Origin of the sequence: Bacillus andreraoultii, assembly GCF_001244735.1 — a bacterium.
GTDB classification, from domain to species: domain Bacteria; phylum Bacillota; class Bacilli; order Bacillales; family Caldibacillaceae; genus Caldifermentibacillus; species Caldifermentibacillus andreraoultii.
Map to the genome: position 1 here is coordinate 2,772,912 of NZ_LN868937.1, position 17,930 is coordinate 2,790,841.

At 37.1% G+C, this 17,930-nt stretch carries 13 protein-coding genes; 4 read left to right on the forward strand and 9 right to left on the reverse strand.

From position 1 onward, the window contains the following. Window positions 1-13 precede the first annotated feature (13 nt). From qoxD to BN2144_RS18510, 7 genes are all read right to left on the reverse strand, one after another. Window positions 14-301, reverse strand: coding sequence for a cytochrome aa3 quinol oxidase subunit IV (gene qoxD, locus BN2144_RS18485; RefSeq protein ID WP_033829685.1), 288 nt, complete (start codon window positions 299-301; stop codon window positions 14-16). A gap of 3 nt (window positions 302-304) precedes the next feature. After that, complete coding sequence (gene qoxC / locus BN2144_RS18490; protein ID WP_033829686.1) at window positions 305-901, reverse strand: cytochrome aa3 quinol oxidase subunit III; 597 nt, start codon at window positions 899-901, stop codon at window positions 305-307. Next, on the reverse strand, window positions 898-2,850 hold the full coding sequence (qoxB, locus tag BN2144_RS18495) for a cytochrome aa3 quinol oxidase subunit I (RefSeq protein ID WP_033829687.1): 1,953 nt from the start codon (window positions 2,848-2,850) through the stop codon (window positions 898-900). Before qoxB ends, qoxC begins: the two co-directional genes overlap by 4 nt. Window positions 2,851-3,086: 236 nt before the next feature. Next, window positions 3,087-3,218: a hypothetical protein gene (locus BN2144_RS20660; protein WP_268258039.1), complete on the reverse strand. Its 132-nt coding sequence runs from the start codon at window positions 3,216-3,218 to the stop codon at window positions 3,087-3,089. Further along, window positions 3,202-4,113 (reverse strand): cytochrome aa3 quinol oxidase subunit II, encoded by a 912-nt coding sequence (gene qoxA / locus BN2144_RS18500; protein ID WP_033829688.1) that lies wholly within the window; start codon window positions 4,111-4,113, stop codon window positions 3,202-3,204. Before qoxA ends, BN2144_RS20660 begins: the two co-directional genes overlap by 17 nt. Window positions 4,114-4,910: 797 nt before the next feature. After that, complete coding sequence (locus BN2144_RS18505; RefSeq protein ID WP_033829689.1) at window positions 4,911-5,501, reverse strand: nucleoside 2-deoxyribosyltransferase; 591 nt, start codon at window positions 5,499-5,501, stop codon at window positions 4,911-4,913. A gap of 376 nt (window positions 5,502-5,877) precedes the next feature. Next, window positions 5,878-7,053: an acetyl-CoA C-acetyltransferase gene (locus BN2144_RS18510; protein WP_033829690.1), complete on the reverse strand. Its 1,176-nt coding sequence runs from the start codon at window positions 7,051-7,053 to the stop codon at window positions 5,878-5,880. Between the two features lie 285 nt (window positions 7,054-7,338). Here BN2144_RS18510 and BN2144_RS18515 point away from each other — a divergent pair, with 285 nt between their 5' ends. Then, window positions 7,339-8,511 carry a hydroxymethylglutaryl-CoA synthase gene (locus BN2144_RS18515; protein ID WP_033829691.1) on the forward strand — a complete coding sequence of 391 codons (1,173 nt, stop codon included), beginning with the start codon at window positions 7,339-7,341 and terminating at the stop codon, window positions 8,509-8,511. Between the two features lie 105 nt (window positions 8,512-8,616). Here BN2144_RS18515 and BN2144_RS18520 read toward each other — a convergent pair whose 3' ends face one another. Then, window positions 8,617-9,915 carry a hydroxymethylglutaryl-CoA reductase, degradative gene (locus BN2144_RS18520; protein ID WP_033829692.1) on the reverse strand — a complete coding sequence of 433 codons (1,299 nt, stop codon included), beginning with the start codon at window positions 9,913-9,915 and terminating at the stop codon, window positions 8,617-8,619. Between the two features lie 376 nt (window positions 9,916-10,291). On the opposite strand from BN2144_RS18520, the gene BN2144_RS18525 reads away from it, so the two are divergent. The 3 genes from BN2144_RS18525 (at window position 10,292) to BN2144_RS18535 (ending at window position 15,690) form a co-directional block, all read left to right on the forward strand. After that, the gene (locus tag BN2144_RS18525) at window positions 10,292-11,785 is read left to right on the forward strand and encodes an amidase (RefSeq protein ID WP_033829693.1); all 1,494 of its coding nucleotides are present in this window, start codon (window positions 10,292-10,294) and stop codon (window positions 11,783-11,785) included. 736 nt (window positions 11,786-12,521) lie between these two features. Continuing rightward, window positions 12,522-13,940, forward strand: coding sequence for an amino acid permease (locus tag BN2144_RS18530; protein ID WP_033829694.1), 1,419 nt, complete (start codon window positions 12,522-12,524; stop codon window positions 13,938-13,940). A 247-nt stretch (window positions 13,941-14,187) separates the two neighbouring features. Next, window positions 14,188-15,690: an amidase gene (locus BN2144_RS18535; protein WP_082195292.1), complete on the forward strand. Its 1,503-nt coding sequence runs from the start codon at window positions 14,188-14,190 to the stop codon at window positions 15,688-15,690. A 683-nt stretch (window positions 15,691-16,373) separates the two neighbouring features. Here the strand turns inward: BN2144_RS18535 and BN2144_RS18540 are convergent. Then, entirely contained in the window at window positions 16,374-17,648 is a 1,275-nt protein-coding gene (locus BN2144_RS18540) for an MFS transporter (protein WP_033829696.1), read from the reverse strand. Window positions 17,649-17,930: the final 282 nt, after the last annotated feature.

The following is a 17,930-nucleotide window of genomic DNA, read 5'->3' on the forward strand; positions in this document are numbered from 1 at the left end:
GGAATCTTCCTTATTAATACGTCCATCCCCAAACCATACATAACAACGTGCCAAAAACCGTCACTAATGCAATAAATAAAGCGTAATACAGTGTCACAAATACGGATTTGCTTTCTTCAACTTCCCGAGCATGCATAAAAATGACAATTTGAACAGCCGCTTGTATAAATGCAGTTACAATTAGAATCGTCATCGCAACGGTAAACGACATATGGAAAAAATAAACAAGAAGTGCCACCATCGTTAAAACAAGCGAAAAAATAAAGCCACCTACTTGTTTTTTCGGAAATAATTCTCCCATCAGTTAAATCATTCCTTTCAAGTAGATAAATGAAAAGATAAAAATCCAAACGACATCTAAGAAGTGCCAATAGAGTGAGAAAATAAATGATTTATTTGCCGTTTCAGCAGTAATGCCACGACTACGGATTTGGAGGATAATGTACAATCCCCAGACAAGTCCAAATGTAACATGTGCACCATGTGTTCCTAATGTCGTAAATAAAATCGACGTAAATGCACTTGTTTGCAATGTCGCACCTTCATGATAATACGTCGCAAACTCAGTCATTTCTAACACTAGAAACAAGAGCCCAAGTAACAGTGTAATCGTAAAAAATGTTAACATCGCCTTTTTATTCCCTAATCGCATCGCATGAATAGCCAGTCCAATGACGAAACTACTCGTTAATAAGATGAACGTTTCTAAAATAACCGGAAAAATTTCAAAAATTTCCGCACCAGTTGGACCACTACCCGTTCGATCTACTAATGTAAAATACGAGGCAAACAATGTACCGAACAACATAATTTCTGCACCAAGGAAAATCCAAAAACCTAAAATATTGATTCGATTTTGCTCTGTACTAAACTCAAGAGGTTTCGATGAATCTACTTTCATACTTTCGGCCCTCCTAATTTCTGCTCCGTTTCTTTTATTTCCTCGACTGTTATATGATACCCTTCATCCCTTTCAAACGAGCGATGGGTTAAGCAAAGAACAATTCCGATAAACCCTAAAATAACAAGGAACCAAAGACTAAAAACAAATCCAAAACCAAGAACAAAGAAACAACAAGACATGATAAATGGGACACCACTTTTACTTGGCATATGAATCTCTTGGTAAGTGCCTGGAAATAATTGATGACCTTTGTACTTCGCATCCCAAAATACATCTCGTGAGTTTACTTGTGGTGTAATGGCAAAATTATATTGCGGCACAGGGCTATGTGTTGCCCACTCCAATGAACGCGCATCCCACGGGTCACCACCAGCTCCTTCTTTTCCATGATGACGAATACTGTAGTAAATCGTATAGACGATTAATACAAATCCAAAAGCCATAAAAAGCGCACCAATCGTTGAAAGGAAATTTAACGGACCAAATCCGGTTGCTTCAGAATACGTATACATTCGACGAGCTTGTCCGTCTAATCCGGTAATATACATCGGGAAAAATGCTAAACAGAACCCAATGACAACAAACCAAAATGCCCATTTCCCAATTCGCTCATTTAACATAAAACCAAACATCTTCGGCCAATAGTATGTTGAAGCACCAAGTACAGCAAAAACAACTCCAGGAATGATCACATTATGAAAATGAGCAACTAAAAACATCGTATTATGATACTGATAATCCGCTGCCGACATCGCTAACATGACACCTGTCACCCCACCAATCGTAAACAGTGGAATGAACGCTAACGAATAAAGCATCGGTACGGTAAACCGAATCCTTCCTTTCCACATCGTGAATAACCAGTTAAAAATTTTTATCCCTGTTGGTATCGCAATCATCATTGTTGTAATAGAAAAAATACTATTGACATAAGCCGTTTGACCCATCGTAAAAAAGTGATGTGTCCAAACTAAGAACGATAAAAGTGAAATAGCAATGATGGAATAGACCATTGATTGATAGCCATATAAATTACGACGAGAAAATGTCGGGATAATTTCACTAAATAGTCCAAACGCCGGTAAAATGAGGATATACACTTCTGGGTGACCCCAAACCCAGAACAAGTTTGCCCAAAGCATGTCCATTCCGCCATCGGTCATTGTAAAAAACTTTGTTGCAAATAACCGGTCCATTGTTCCCATCAATAGAGCAATTGTTAATACCGGAAAAGCGAAGATAATAATGACATTTGTCACTAAGATTGACCACGTAAACATCGGCATTCTCATTAATGTCATACCAGGCGCTCGCATTTTCAATATTGTCGTAATAAAATTGATTCCCGTCATTAATGTACCAATTCCAGCTATTTGAATCGCAATCATATAGTAGTTATTCCCAACATGTGGACTCAACTCACTCCCTGCAAGTGGGAAATAGGAAGTCCAACCAGCATCAGGTGAACCACCAATGACAAACGAAATATTAAATAACATCGCTCCCATAAAAAACAACCAAAAGCTAATCGCATTTAACCTTGGAAAAGCAACATCCCGCGCCCCAATTTGTAACGGCACAATATAGTTCATTAATCCAATTATGTACGGCATCGCCATAAAAATAATCATCACGACACCATGAGTGGAAAATATCTCATTATAATGTTGCGAATCTAACAACTTGTTATCCGGTACAGCAAGCTGTGCACGCATCATGAGCGCATCGACACCACCACGGAATAACATTAATAACGCTGAAATTAAATACATAATCCCGATTCGCTTATGATCAACCGTTGTCAACCAACCATCCCATAAATAAAACCATTTTTTAAAATACGTCAATCCAAATATTATTAAAAAGATTGTCACAGCAATCGCAATCATGGATGCATAAATGGCGGGGTTTGGATTTGGTACCGCAAATCTATCTAAAAATTCCATATCTCTTAAGTCCTTTCTACAAGTATTTCCAAAAGGCTATTTTTGTAAATGATGGTATGTTTCAACATAAGGCGGACGCTTCCCGCGGCACTTTGAGTAAGCTTTCTAGAGATTGCACCGCATGTGATTATGCAATTTGCATGATTACGGAGTCGCCACCTTGCTTTAACTGCTATTCATTTTTCTATCTAGAAGAAACAATATATGAGAAAACAGCCTTCTAAAAAGACGTTCGGTTAAAATTCGTAACTGAAATTTACTTTTCCTTCCATCCTCGCTTCCTTCATGCCCATTTCTTTTTCTTTTAAAAGACATTCTATCCTATTCAGCATTCGTTGCTTTTTCTTTTTCTCAATGATTTTTTTCATGATTTTGACCTTCACCTTGTTTCCCATCATCATGCCCGTGGCCTTCCTCTTCTCTCTTCTCGCCGTGCCCGTGGCCCTCAGGTGGTGGTGAGAAGGTTAAATGTGTCCCCGTAAACGTCAACTGACCTAAATGGCCTGGTTTTAATAGTTCATTAAATTTCTCCTCTGTTATTGGTTCTGCCGTCTCTCTCACATCACGAATCCATTCATCAAATTTCTTTGGTGACATTGCACGTACATTGAACGTATTTTCAGCAAATCCTTTCCCATTAAAGTTTGCATTTCTTCCCATCATTTCTCCCGCTTCATCTGCAGCTAAATGTAAAGTTGTCACCATATCACTCATCGCATACTTTTGTCCACCTAATTGTGGAATCCAAAAGCTTGTAATCGGCCCGAATGAATACAATTTAAATTCCAATGGACGACCGGTTGGAATATATAGATAATTCACTGTTTCAATGTCATATTCCGGATAACTAAAATGCCACTTCCAATCAGATGATGAAGCGTAAATAATTAATGGCTTCTGACCTTTATACCCTTCTGGAGTCGCTTCAACTTTATTGTTAGAAATAATCGAAACAATTGAAAAGAAAATAACAATGAGCACCGGTATTGCAACTATAATCCCTTGAACAAGATGATTTCCTTCAATATATGGAGGCTCGTAATCTTTTGGTAATTTCGAATCACGATAGTTGACTAACACATAAATATAGATGGCTGTCACCGCAATAACAACAATCGACATCACCCCAATGGATAACCAAATAACATCTGCCTGCAACTTTGCCTGAGGCCCTTTTGGATCAAGAACAGCAACCTTTTTACAACCTGTGAGAATGAATGTAATAAAAGCATAAACAAAAAGATGTGCTACGCTTTTTTTCATTGACGAAACTCCTCTCTTCACATGATTTGTTCACTATGTGTACTTTCTAGCATAAACGTATTTCTCGCTACTTCTCATCCATTGCAACGACAATCGAACGGTGCAACACCTGGAGACGGTTTTTGGATACGATGAAATTGTTCATATTCCCGTATTGGACACCCTTTTTTAATCATTCATTTTTTAAGGTAACCGAAAAAAATGAAAATAACCCAAAAAAAGGAATTTCATTGAAAAAGATTTGAAATGGAGAGACAAATCCGTAGACAGAGATTGAGTCGAAAAAGAAAAGTTTTCGTGTATTTGTTCATCAAGAATGTTGATAAACCCGTGTTTTCAAGGATAAAATGAGGAATCTATGGGGAAAGAAGCAACTTTCTAGCAACTCTTTTCGCGTTACTCACGCTATTTCGGGTTCATAGACGCATTTTATGAGCCGTTTTTCACGTACTACAATAAGTTTTAAGTTATATAAACTCCGCCTTGTCTCGTTTCTACCTCTCTTGTGATTACCTGAGCAAATTTTTTATCACTAGAAGATGTTAGTATTTAAGTAACAATGGATAAACCTTCAATCGAGTGTAGAGCAATCGTATACTTTCCTATTAGCCAAAAAGAAAACGAGGTTGCCTAAAAGTGGATATCGTAAAAAATGTGATAATCAAAGGTATCGATATATCGAGGTTTTGAAACACGAAAAGGGGCATCCGAAAATCAAAAATACAACTTTCTGGACAACCCCGCTTTCTTTCACTCAATATTTACATTTTCGATAAAACAACAACATTCCTCAAAAATCACTTATTACTCTGATACGTTTTATACATAAACGCAAAACAGTCATACCATGTTTCACCAACATAATCAGGTAATCCAGCTGTATAGGAATTCATATAAATGGTTTGATTTTCAATTCCCTTTTGTTCGGGGTTTGGAATTGTTAATGTACGAATATCATCTAATATGGCAACACTCGCCCAATATTTTTCAGGATTCGCTTTGCGCATATAAGCAAAGCGTCCACATTCTGCACTTAATCCACTATCTTCCGGTATCGTAAAATGGCTGAACATAAACTGACATTGTTCGAGTTGTTCATTATCCCCTTCTGCAATCATTGCATTTGTTATGACGTGGTCAGCGTCTTTTTTATTGATTTCATTATTATGTTGTGGTAGGTAATAATCTAAATGAACCGATTCACATAGATCAGCCAATAGTTCTAATCCAAGTCTCCCAAAATCATTAAACATTTGCCCACTACCTAGATAGACTTTTACTTCATGATTAAAATTAAAATCATTTACAATTTCAGCGATTCGATGTTTTTCCATAAACTCGGAAAGCATCTGCCTAAAATGGTTTAATTGTATTGGTTGTTTATTCATACGTATCTCCCTTTTCTTCTGTAAAATTTTCCTATCGTCATCTCGTTAAAGAAATCTCAAGGCTGTTAGCATTTAGGCGAAAGCGCCAAAAATTTTTTAGAAATGCTGTCGAAGTCGTTCTTAGGGCGCTAACGCATGAGAAAAGTAGAAATAAAAGAAAACTTATGACTTGGGCCACAGGCAACCAATGAGACTAGAGTTCACCGAAAAAGCTTTTTACCGGCTGCAATGCAATACTCAAAACCCTCCTTGTGCGCTTATGCATAAATGATTTCTACTTTCCTATTAGCTGGAAATTTCATACTTTTCCAATAGCCATTGAAAAACTTTTCCTAAACCGGAAGCAATAGAAATCACATGTTGTATCCGTTACACATCATTTCTCGATTAACATAGAAACACCAATGCCCCCACCAACACATAAAGATGCAACTCCTTTGTTGGCATTTTGTCTTTGTAATTCATATAAAAGCGTCACTAAAATTCTTGCTCCACTCGCTCCAATTGGGTGACCTAAAGCAATAGCACCACCATTAACATTTACTTTATCCATATGAAGTTGTAAATCACGGGTCACCGCAATACTTTGCGAGGCAAAAGCTTCATTTAATTCGAAGAGGTTCACTTCCGATATGTTTAATTTCGTTTTCTCTAATAATCTTTTCATCGAATAATACGGTGCATACCCCATCATTTCCGGGCTTGTCCCAACTTCCGCATATCCTTTCATTACCCCTAAATAAGGAATCTTTCGTTCATCTGCCATCGATTTTCTCATTAACACGACACAAGCTGCCCCATCATTCAGCGTAGAAGAGTTACCTGCTGTTACTGTTCCATCTTCCACAAAGGCTGGCCTCAATTTTTGTAAACTTTCTAAACTTGTCGTATGACGAATTGATTCATCAGCAGTAAATTCACTGATCTCTTTTCCTTTTTTAACTGTTACAGGAACAATTTCATCTTTAAATTTCCCATTCCTCTGTGCTTGGCTTGCCCTCCTTTGCGATTCCAATGCAAACTGATCCTGTTCCATACGACTAATTCCAAACTTCTCAGCTATTTTTTCAGCGGTTACTCCCATATGGCTTTGTTCAAAAGCATCTGTTAAACCATCATAAACCATACTATCCACCAGCTCGCCATTGCCCATTTTTTGTCCCCAACGCACATTAGGTAGAAGAAACGGTGCTTGTGACATATTTTCTGTCCCTCCTGCAACAACAACATCGGCCTCACCTAATTGGATCGCTTGGGCACCTAAAATGATCGATTTCAACCCAGAACCACAAACTTCATTAATCGTCATTGCTGGCGCTTCATAAGGAATTCCGGCATGAATTGAAATTTGGCGTGCCGGATTTTGGCCTAGTCCTGCTTGAAGCACATTTCCAAAAATAACTTGATCAATTTCTTGTGCAGAAATATTTGCTCTTTTTATTGCCTCTTTTGTAGCAATAACTCCTAATTGAACTGCTGATATATTTTTTAAACTGCCGCCGAACTTCCCAATTGGTGTGCGGGCAGCACTAATAATGACAACTTCTTCCATATAATCTACTCATTCCTTCTCTATAATTTATTGTACGAGTAAAACCAGTCATTTGGACATTCTTTATAAACGAATGTAATTACTATATGCGGATAACTTTTTCCAACATTTTTTTATTTGCTAGAATCCTAGAAGAATATTATAGTATATTTATCGTAGTTTTTCCTTGTATGAAACTTGTTAAAATAAGGAACAATATATATACTAAATTGGATTTTTACAAATTTCAAAGTTTAACTTTTCTTTTTACACAAAATTGATACTAACGATAAAGGTGTGACAAACTTGAAAATTGGAATAGACAAAATTAATTTTTTTATACCTCATTTATATGTAGATATGAATAAACTAGCACTTGCTAGAAATGTTGAACCAGCGAAGTTCACAATCGGTATTGGGCAAGAGAAAATGGCAGTTGCTCCAATAACACAAGATACCGTAACATTAGCTGCCAATGCCGCTGTTGAAATTTTAACAGATGAAGATAAAGAAAAAATTGATACGGTTATTTTTGCTACAGAATCAGGAATTGACCATTCTAAAGCCGCAGCGATTTATGTGCATCGCCTACTCGGGCTTAAACATCATGCACGTGCATTTGAAATAAAAGAAGCTTGTTATGGAGCTACAGCAGCTATTCAACTAGCAAAAGGACACATCGCATTACATCCAGACAGTAAAGTACTTGTCTTAGGATCTGACATTTCCCGGTATGGTTTACATTCATCAGGTGAAGTTACACAAGGAGCCGGAGCTGTAGCGATCCTTATTAGCGCCAACCCAAAAATTATGACGATTGAAGAACCAAGTGTGTTTCATACAGAAGATATTATGGATTTTTGGCGTCCAATCTACTCGGATGTCGCCTATGTAGATGGAAAGTTCTCTAACGAAAAATATATCTCCTTTTTCCAAACTGTATGGGGACAATTTAAAGCTGAAACAGACATGACTTTAGCTGATTTTGAAGCCATTTGTTTCCATATGCCTTATACAAAAATGGGACTAAAAGCGTTAAAATCAGTATTAGACGAAGGATATAACTCAGATCAAGAAAGACTTTTAGCTAATTATGATGTAAGTAAACAATATAGTAAAGTAGTAGGCAATATTTATACAGGCTCACTATACTTAAGTCTTCTCTCATTACTAGAGTTAAATACCGATTTAGATGCAGGAGACCGAATTGGATTATACAGCTATGGTTCTGGTGCTGTTGGCGAATTTTTCAGTGGCATTATCCAACCAGGTTATCGTGACTTTTTACAAGCTGAAAAGCACGAAAAACTCCTAAAAGAACGGAAAGAGTTAAGTATTGAAGAATATGAAAAAATCTTCCAAGAAACATTGCCAACTGACGGTTCTGCGTTAACTTTATCGATTGACGAGGACCCCGCAGATATTTGTTTAGCAGGAATTGATCGTCATATGCGCCAATATATAAATAAAAACTTGTAATGTATCTCATTCTAATAACCAAGAAAAAGAGGTTCGCAACAATTCACTTGTGAACCTCTTTTTCTTATTTACTGCATCAAATTTCCTTTTCCAATCGCATGTATTTTACGCTTTATTTTTTCTTATTTCCTTCAAAATGTTCTTCGCTGTTTCTATATCCATTGTTTTACTCTGTTTTAATCTTTCACTAACGACTTCAATTTCTGTATCCTTTGCTCCTGCACTAATTGCAATTGATTTAACATGAAGGCTCATATGCCCTTTCTGTATCCCTTCTGTCACAAGTGCTTTCATAGCTGAAAAATTTTGCCCAAGCCCGACAGAAACGATAATTGATTCTAGTTCTTTCGCATTCTCATAGCCCATGAGCCGTTTATTAAACTGTGCGGCAGGATGAATACTAATTTGTCCCCCTACTGCCCCAACAGGAAGAGGAATGGTCAAACTTCCTATTAAATCACCATTCTCTGCTTTACTCCAAGTAGATAAGGAACGATATTGTCCACTTCTAGCAGCATACGCATGGGCACCCGCTTCAATCGCCCGCCAATCATTCCCAGAAGCAATAACAACCGCATCAATCCCATTCATAATCCCTTTATTATGGGTTGCAGCACGATATGGATCTACATAAGCAAATTGTGTTGCTTCAATGATTCGGTCACGCACTTCCTCTCCAGTGAATTCACCTCTTTCAAGTAATGTTACTGGAATACGACATTTTGCTGTTGCTAGGCATTCCGTCGTATAGTTGGAAAGGATGCCCATTAATGCTGTCCCACCAGTTAACTTTTCTAAATAAGGTTTCACTGCTTCATTCATTGTGTTAATAATATTTGCACCCATTGCCTCTAATGTTTCTATTTGGAGATGAACAACGAGAAAATCAGGCGTATTGAACGGTTCTTCAGCTGGCAAAATACGAACAATTAAATTTTTTGCACCACCACCCCGCTTTACGATTGAAGGTTTTGCTTCATTAGCGATTTGTAATATATTCGCTTTATGTTCCAAAATGATGTGTTCTGCCTCTTTTACATTCGCTACATCTTTTAAAGCAATTTGTCCAATCATCGTACGGTTTTGAATATCCGTCTTGAAACCACCTGCTTTATTGATAATTTTCGCTGCAGAACTAGCTGCTGCAACAACAGAAGGCTCCTCAATTGCCATTGGAACAATATATTCTTTCCCGTCTATTAAAAAATTCATGGCTGCTCCAAGTGGTAATTCATATATGCCAATCTGATTCTCAATCATATTGTTGGCAACTTCACTCGGTATCGATAAGCCATTTTTTAATAAATTTGCATCTTCTTCAGAAATCACCTTAGCTTTTCTTAACGCATCAATCCGCTCTAGTCGCGTTTTTTTGTAAAACTTATGTAGGTAGTTTTTCTCCATCGTTTTCTCCCTTCAGACTACAAAATACGATTCTCTACAATTTATTTTAATTGGAAATGACATAAATTTGAAGCCTTTACATCGATACTCATTTCAAAACTACAATCCATTTAATAGTGACAGTATTGTCATGGGTGGACTTAGTTTTTTTCGAAAATAGTTGAAAAAAAATCACATGACAACTACGAGATGCCCTTATCAATTTCAATCGCATGAATAGACCAATCGATAAGTTCCCCCATTTTCATGTCTTTTTTAAACAGCTTCTTTTTAACGGAAATTTTCTCTCTAGTACGTCTTCCTATGAAATTTCCACCCTTTCTACTACAATTATAATTGGTAATAAATATCAAAATTGTTAATTGGAGGGAGTTTGTTGGACAAGCAAACATATATGTCTTTAGACGGAATTGGTTTAGCACAATTAGTAAAGGAAAAAGAAGTATCTCCTACTGAATTAGTCGAGACAGCATTTGAAAGATTAGAAGAAGTAAATCCGACACTAAATGCAGTGATTCAAACACGGAAGGAAAAAGTTCTTCAAGAGACAAAAGATCTTCGCATCGATGAACAAGCATTTGCTGGGGTCCCCATCGTACTAAAAGATATTTCCCAAGCAGTTAAAGGAGAACGACTAACATCTGGATCTAAATTGTTCCTTAATCATATTGCTAAGCAAGATTCCAATCTTGTCGCAAAGCTTCGGAAGGCGGGATTTTTATTTCTTGGTCATACGAACACACCGGAATTTGGTTTAAAAAATATTACCGAACCCGAAGTTCACGGTGCAACACGAAATCCATGGAATACTGAATACTCCCCTGGTGGTTCCAGTGGTGGTTCCGCAGCCAGTATCGCATCTGGTATTGTCCCTATTGCTGGAGCGAGTGATGGAGGCGGATCTATTCGTATCCCTGCATCATTTACGGGATTATTTGGACTAAAACCGACTCGTGGAAGAACTCCGGTTGGACCAGGTGTCGGGCGCCAATGGCAAGGTGCGTCGATTGATTTTGCTTTAACAAGGTCCGTTCGCGATAGTGCAGCCCTTTTAGACCTATTACAAACTGTACAACAAGAAGCAGCCTATCAAACACCACTATATAATGGTAGCTATTTCGAACTCGTTAAAAAACCGAAAAAGCAAAAATTCCGTATCGCATTCACAACGGAATCTCCTGTTGGTACGCCTGTTAGTGAAGAGGCACGTCAAGCTGTTTTCAAAACTGTGAAATGGTTAGAAGAACAAGGTCATGAAGTAGAAGAAAAGGCAAACGATGTCGACGGTATTCGCTTAATGGAAAACTACTATATTATGAATTGTGGCGAAATAAGCGGTATGGTGGACTCAATGGAAGAAGCACTCGGTAGACCAATTACCGTAAATGATATGGAAATTGTCGCTTGGGTACTAACTGTTGCTGGAAAATCAGTAACTGCTTCAGATTATACAAGAAGTCTTGAAGAATGGGATATAGCCGCAGCACAAATGGCGAACTTTCATCAGACTTACGATCTTTACGTAACACCAGCAACAGCGAATGAAGCTCCTAAAGTAGGTGAATTAACGCATACAGAACAAGAAATTGCCGAATTACTGAAAGTACATGACCTAAGCAAAAACGAACAACAAAAACTTGTTTACGATATGTTTGAAGCCAGTCTCACTTACACTCCATTTACACAACTGGCAAATTTAACAGGTCAACCAGCAATGAGTGTCCCAGTTCACCTCACGAAGGCTGGACTTCCACTCGGCGTTCAAGTCATGGCACCAAAAGGAAAAGAAGACTGGTTATTACAACTAGCGGCGGAAATAGAACAGTCAGACCTTTGGATTGGCATGAAAGGAAATCCGATGTTTTCTTAAACGATATGTATACAGATTCCTTTCGAGTGCTTTTAACAATGTGAAAAACCCAAGCGTACAGTCCTTGGGTTTTCCTTTTTCGTGGACGCTTCTTGATCTACTTGAAATTTTCATACTTGACTTTTAAAAACAATATCTTGCAAAAGCCCCCTTTCTTCCTTCGTACGTAAGGAAAAACAAGGAATTGTGTTTGTCTTTTTTATGTGTAAAGAAGCCTTTAAGCAACCAAGAGCCGTAGTTCGCCGAAAAAGCTTTTTTTCGGCTGCGATGCAATGCTTCTAGATCCTTCCTTGTGCACTTATGCGCACAAGGAAAGTAGGAATTGGAAAATTTATACTTTCTATTAGCCTAAAGAAAACTCAGGGCGTCCCTTAGTTTCCTTTACAAATAGATTCGCAAGCTTTGTAAAAACATATATGGAAATACCTTTTTTCCAAACAGAAGAAGATTTTCTACTTAACTAAGTGAACCAATATCCCGTTTAAAAAAGAACAAGGAAGAATTTTTATATTGCGGTTTACTGTTTATTTTGCCATAATGTTTAAGTATTCACATTAACGAATGGTGTTTATTTCTGTTCATCTATTAAACATCAATAAACGTAATAAGCCACACATTAACTTGCCATGTTTTAACTGTATTCCGTAATCACCCCAACTTCTTTATGTGGGGATTATTGCAAAATTGGACGCAAACGTGACTTAGCGCATTTCATTTTTGAAGGGAGCATGCCTTAATGGCTGAAAATAAAAAAATAGGTTTATGGATACTAACCGCTTTAGTTATTGGTAACATGGTAGGATCCGGTATTTTTATGTTACCAAGAACATTGGCTGAAGCAGCTAGCCCCCTCGGTGTCTTACTTGGCTGGGGTTTAACCGGGCTAGGTGTATTACTAGTTGCTTTTGTATTTGGTAGTTTAGCCGTTCGAAAACCAGAACTAACGGGCGGTCCACAAATATATGCGAAAGAATTATTTACAAAAGACTCCAAAACGTCCATCATCTCAGGATTCATGTCGTCATGGGGCTATTGGATTGGAAATGTTGCTGGAAATACAGCGATTATCACCACTTTTGCTAGTTACTTATCTACTTTTTTTCCTATTTTAAATAGTACAAAAGTCATCTTTAAAATGGGATCATTTACTCTTTATTTAGGAAATCTCTTCATTTTCATTGTCTGTTCTCTTCTCTTATGGGGACTACATTTTATTATTTTAAAAGGGATGGATGGAGCTGGAAAACTAAACTTTGTTGCAACAGCGGCCAAAGTTATTGGATTTATCCTTTTCATTGTCATCGCGCTTTTTGCCTTTGAAAAAAGTAATCTACTACCAATGAATGCACCGCGATTTGATGGAGCTGGAAATTCCATTCCTTTACTTGGCCAAATGAATAATGCAGCTGTTACAACGTTATGGGCGTTTGTAGGTGTAGAGTCTGCCGTTGTTTTTGCAGGTAGAGCGAAAAACAAGAATGATATAAAAAAAGCAACAATTATCGGCCTACTTTTAGCGCTTGGACTTTACGTAGGAATTACTTTACTCGTAATGGGTGTTTTACCACAAGATCAACTCATCCATTCAGAAAAACCATTAGTTGATGCGATTGAAGTCACCTTAGGACCTGTTGGCGCCTATCTTTTATCTGGTCTTGGATTAATTAGTTTACTCGGCTCAACCATTGGCTGGATTTTACTTAGTGCGGAAGTGCCTTATCAAGCTGCAAAACAAAAATTATTTTTACCAAGCTTTTCGAAAGCAAATCAAAAGGGCGTTCCAACTTTCTCGTTATACATTTCAAACACGTTAACACAAGTCTTTATTTTTTCTACGATTTCAAACTCGATTTCGAGCGCTTTTGCTTTTGTTATTTATATTGCAACTCTTTCGTTCCTTGTACCATATTTAATTTCAACTGCATATCAACTAAAAATTGTCATTACTGGTGAAACATATACATTAACGAAAGAAAGATGGATCGATGGAGGCATCGCCGTACTGGCAACAATCTATTCCGCTTGGGTTATTTTTGCAGGAACTAGTGATTTAAAAACATTCCTATTTGGTGTGGCTCTACTCGTCAGTGGCTTATTTTTCTATCCACTACTCCGTGAAAAATCGAATTCGGAAGCAAAACAAAATATTGCATAACGTCAATTCTCAAGGGTCTACTTTAATCCTTGAGTTTTTTTAGCTGTTAGGGAGAATTTGGCAGCAATGACCTCGTATAAAAAAAGTTTTTTTCCGCAAACGACGGATCTCATTTCACTTAAAGGCTCTAGACCTGACATTATTTTTTCATAAAATATTTTCTATTAAGTCTTGACCTATTTTTCAAATTATTTCAATATGAATGTACTGAGATGATTTTATTACTACGGAAGGTGGGAATGGTTTGATTAAAGACTATGAAAAATATGATGGCATAGGTTTACATGAGCTAATCGTAAAAAGAGAGGTTCACCCAAAAGAACTTGTTGAGTCTGCAATAGTAAAAATAGAAGAACATAATCCGAAGCTTAACGCTGTCATAAATAAAATGTATGAAAAAGCGGAACAAATGGTTGAGAGTCTTGATAAAAACTCACCCCTTGCTGGTGTACCCGTTCTACTAAAAGACGTTACCCAAGAAATCGAAGGAGAGAAATTAACTCAAGGCTCACAGTTCCTACAAAATTACCGGGCAAAGCATGATTCTGAATACGTTTCACGCTTACGAAAGACAGGAGTCATTTTTCTCGGTCAAACAAACGTACCTGAGTTTGCTCTTATGGGAATTACAGAACCGAAAGCTTACGGTCCGACACGAAATCCTTGGAATACAAATCATACGCCAGGAGGGTCTAGTGGTGGGTCTGGTGCAGCGGTTGCCTCAGGAATGGTACCGATTGCAGGAGCGAATGATGGTGGTGGATCTATTCGAATTCCTGCTGCCTACTGCGGTTTATTTGGATTAAAACCAACAAGAGGAAGAACACCAGTAGGACCAGAACATGGTAGATTATGGCAAGGGGCATCAAGTGAACATGTTTTAACAAAAACCGTTCGAGATAGTGCCCTCCTACTTGATTTTCTACAAGGACCAGAAAAAGGAGCAGCTTTTTCCATACCGAGTAATGAAAATTCATATGTAGCGATATTAAATCAGCCACTACCGAAAAAATTGCGAATTGCCTTTTCAGTAAAATCACCACTTGGGACAGATGTTCATCCAGCGTGTATAAAAGCAGTAGAAAGAACAGCAGAATTTTTAGCGGACCAAGGTTTTATCGTTGAAGAAAAAGACGCTCCTGTCGATGGTAAAAAATTGGCCAATAGCTATTTGACAATGTACTTTGGTGAAGTAGCAGCAGCTCTCAAAAAGGCAGAAGAATGGACGGGTAGAAAAACGAGTATAAAAGATGTGGAACCGACAACTTGGGTACTCGGTATGCTTGGTAAAGTAACAAGTGCAGAGGAGTTTGTTCTAAGCTTACAAGAATGGGATCTAGCTGCTTATCGAATGGAAGAATTTCATGAAACGTATGATTTTTATTTAACACCGACAACCGCCTTTCCTCCAGCAAAAATTGGCGAACTCGCACCAAAGGGAGCCGAACAATTGCTTATTCGAATGGCAGGTCAATTAAACTTAGGAAAAACATTGAAAAAAGCCGGCATTGTCGACCAAATCGCAGAAAAAAGTCTCATGCGAACACCATTTACCCAACTCGCAAACTTAACAGGACAACCCGCCATGTCCGTCCCGCTCCATCTAACAGCGGATGGGCTTCCGATTGGTGCTCAATTTATGGCTGCAAGAGGAAAAGAAGATTTACTATTTCAACTCGCTCGGTTACTTGAACAATCCCCATTATGGGTTGATATGAAGGAAAATCCGTACTTTTCTAGCAAGCTATGAAAAATGATTGTAATGGGGATTTGCTCGTTGTAAACTGTAACAATGATTGCGATTGGGATTTCCACGTTACAAGCTATAATAATTGATTGCAATTGGCATTTGCTCATTGCAAACTGTAATAATGATTGCGTTTGGGATTTCCACCTTGCAAGCTATAATAATATATAGAGACGGGGCTCTGCGTACAGCAAGCCCTTTTTCCCGTGTGAAGGGCACGTATCGGCTAGGCACCCTTAAATTGGACACGTACTTTTACGTCTTTCTATTTTTCTTTGTTTTCGCTTTCCTTTTTAATTATAAAATAGATTTGTTCTGTTTGTGCAGAGGAAATTGCTCCCACTCCTTTTCAGAGTATTGTTTTAATACGGAGATGATTTGACATGGAGCCTTGCACGCATGATTCTATTCCAGGGAGGCCAGTTTGTTAAAAACAACCTAGACCACCTTATCAGGTTATCATGCGTTTCTCCATATCAAATCGTGCTTTAAACTCAGTATAGGTATTAGCTCCTAAAATAGGGACCAATTTCCTCTTTGTTCATATTCCTTGTTTTTGGGCTTTGATATAATGCTGCTAAAATGCTTAAGCACACAAGGAAAGTGAATTTGGAAAATTTATAGTTTCCGATTAGCTAAAAAACCTTATAAGACATCTCCTCTAATATCCTTTATTACTATGATAATCATTCAACTTGTGTTAGTAAGTTTTTATTATCTTGCTCTTTTATAGGAATAAACTTAAATGTTAATGCTAGTATCAATGCTCCAATTGAGCAAACGATACCTGACATCCAAAAAACTCCAGTTAATCCGATATACTTTACTAAAAGACCACATATGAATGTCCCAACCGGAACAACGCCTCCCATTATTGACATCAATGTGCCAAAAGCTCTTCCTCTCTGGTGATCTGGGATAATATGTTGAATTAAAGTCATTGTATATGCATTTGCTAGACCTGAACCAATTCCGTATAAAAAGAGTATAAAAATATTGACGCTTAGAATGGGGAATATCGGAAAAAATACAATTGTACTTTGAAATAAAAAGGCAAGAATTTCTCCACGCTTAATATTGAGAAATTTTGATAACCAGCCAGATGCAAACGCCCCTATAAACGTCCCTATACCTAACCCCAACTCCAACAAACTATAACCTTTAGAACCAGAGTGAAGAATTTCTTGTGACCAACCAGGTGTTAAAAAAACAAACGTGACAAAGAAAATATTTGTCAAAAAAACACCCGGTATCATAAATAATAGAATTTTAGAACCTTTGATTGTATGAAAACCCTCCACGATATCATTAATGAACTGTTTAACAGCAAATAATTTCTTTTCTTTATTTTGGATTTTTTGATGAACTGTCCCATTTTCAGATTCCTTTGGCAAAACGAAGCGTAATAGGAATAAATTAAAAGCAGAAAGCAAAAAAGTAATTGAGTTAAAAATAAAGAAAAGATAAATATTTACTTTACTTAATAAAAAGGCACCTAATGTACTTGCTATAATAGTAGAAATTTGGGTTCCGGTAGCAAATAAACTATTACCTAGGACCAATTTATCTTCAGGTAAAGTCGATGGCATAAAAGCTCTTGAAGTTGGAAAGAATATGTTATTACAAATATTCAAAAGGGAGAACATTATAGCTATAAACAAAATAGAAAATTCTATAAGATATGTGTAAGTTGTAATGATTAATAGAATTAAGACCGAACAAATATCAGTTATAATCATAACTTTTCTTCTATTGTATCGATCAGCAAACACTCCAAATATAAACATAAATAATTGCGGAATTGTAATCGCTAATCCAAGCCAAGCTGTATAAGATGATTCTTGGGTTTTTTCTTGAACAAACCAAAATATCGATAAATAGAACATTTTCGTACCTATTTCAGAAATAATAAAACCTGAATAAAATCGCATAAAGGCTTTATATGTTAAAATTTCCATCATACTCATTTCTCCTATAAAAAAGAGCTGTCCAGAAAGTCGGATTTTTGATTTCTGGATGTTCCTTTTCATGTTTCATAACCTTGATATATTTACTTTCTTGGATTTAACATTTGTTGGTATTTCCCCTTTTCGGATAGCCCCCCTTTCCTAAAATTAACAAATGCAATTCCCTTTGGAGTTATCTTTTACTCTCGAAAGATTAGATATTTCCAATTACTTCGGCTCTTCTAATATATTTATAAATATTTTATTTAATCAAACGATACTTGTAAATATAAATTT

What these genes read in the sequence shown, in the direction of transcription:
- BN2144_RS18540 (WP_033829696.1), bottom strand. Translation starts at nt 17,648, where the DNA reads ATGATGGAAATTTTAACATATAAAGCCTTTATGCGATTTTATTCAGGT.
- qoxC (WP_033829686.1), bottom strand. Translation starts at nt 901, where the DNA reads ATGAAAGTAGATTCATCGAAACCTCTTGAGTTTAGTACAGAGCAAAAT.
- BN2144_RS18530 (WP_033829694.1), top strand. Translation starts at nt 12,522, where the DNA reads ATGGCTGAAAATAAAAAAATAGGTTTATGGATACTAACCGCTTTAGTT.
- qoxB (WP_033829687.1), bottom strand. Translation starts at nt 2,850, where the DNA reads ATGGAATTTTTAGATAGATTTGCGGTACCAAATCCAAACCCCGCCATT.
- BN2144_RS20660 (WP_268258039.1), bottom strand. Translation starts at nt 3,218, where the DNA reads ATGAAAAAAATCATTGAGAAAAAGAAAAAGCAACGAATGCTGAATAGG.
- BN2144_RS18510 (WP_033829690.1), bottom strand. Translation starts at nt 7,053, where the DNA reads ATGGAAGAAGTTGTCATTATTAGTGCTGCCCGCACACCAATTGGGAAG.
- qoxA (WP_033829688.1), bottom strand. Translation starts at nt 4,113, where the DNA reads ATGAAAAAAAGCGTAGCACATCTTTTTGTTTATGCTTTTATTACATTC.
- BN2144_RS18520 (WP_033829692.1), bottom strand. Translation starts at nt 9,915, where the DNA reads ATGGAGAAAAACTACCTACATAAGTTTTACAAAAAAACGCGACTAGAG.
- BN2144_RS18505 (WP_033829689.1), bottom strand. Translation starts at nt 5,501, where the DNA reads ATGAATAAACAACCAATACAATTAAACCATTTTAGGCAGATGCTTTCC.
- qoxD (WP_033829685.1), bottom strand. Translation starts at nt 301, where the DNA reads ATGGGAGAATTATTTCCGAAAAAACAAGTAGGTGGCTTTATTTTTTCG.